The organism is Variovorax sp. 05T418, from assembly GCF_056396385.1.
Genome location: NZ_JBFTLJ010000052.1, coordinates 1 through 873 on the forward strand (window position 1 = coordinate 1; position 873 = coordinate 873).

The following is an 873-nucleotide window of genomic DNA, read 5'->3' on the forward strand; positions in this document are numbered from 1 at the left end:
CTTTCGAGGTCGAGACGACCGAGGAAGCGGCCCATGCCCTGGCAACCGAGAGACCTGATGGACACCAAACGCGAATTCCTGGAACTGGCCTTGCAAGAAGGAGCCAACCGCCGCGAACTGTGCCGGCGCTTTGGCATCAGCCCCAAGACGGGCTATGCACTGCTGCGCCGCCATGCACTCCAAGGCATGGGTGATGCGTGCAAGCCGCGCAGCACCCGCCCGCACCACAGTCCTGCGCGCAGCAGCGCTGCGATCGAGCAAGCTGTCATCGAACTGCGCCGCCAGCACCCCCGCTGGGGTGGCCGCAAGATCGCCCAGCGCCTGAGCGATCTGGGCTTCAGCGGCGTGCCCGCACCCAGCACCATCACCGGCATCCTGCATCGCCACGGACTGATCACCCCTGAAGCCAGCCAGGCGGCCGAGCATTGGCAGCGTTTCGAGCACGAGCGGCCCAATGCCCTGTGGCAAATCGATTTCAAGGGCCACTTCGAGACGGGTGCGGGGCGCTGCCATCCGCTGACGGTGATTGACGACCACTCGCGCTTCAACCTGACGATCGCTGCGTGCTCCCAGACGAACACCGCCCGCGTGCAGGATCATCTACAGCGGGTGTTCCTGCGCTACGGCTTGCCCGTACGCATCAACGCCGACAACGGCGCCCCTTGGGGCAGTCCCGCCAAGGCTGAGCACGGGCTGTCGGCGCTCAGCGTGTGGCTCATTCGTTTGGGCATTCGCATCAGCCACAGCGCGCCCTACCACCCGCAGACCAATGGCAAATTGGAGCGCTTCCATCGTTCGCTCAAGGCCGAGGTGCTCAACGGACGCAGCTTCATGGACCTGGCTCAGGCTCAGGACGCCTTCGAGCACTGGCGC

The 873-nt window shown here is 65.4% G+C and carries 1 protein-coding gene; it reads left to right on the forward strand.

All coding sequences use genetic code 11. From position 1 onward, the window contains the following. Positions 1 to 33: 33 nt before the first annotated feature. Positions 34 to 873, forward strand: an 840-nt coding sequence (locus AC1DMS_RS31730) for an IS481 family transposase (protein WP_478182148.1), incomplete at its 3' end; no start/stop codon positions are given.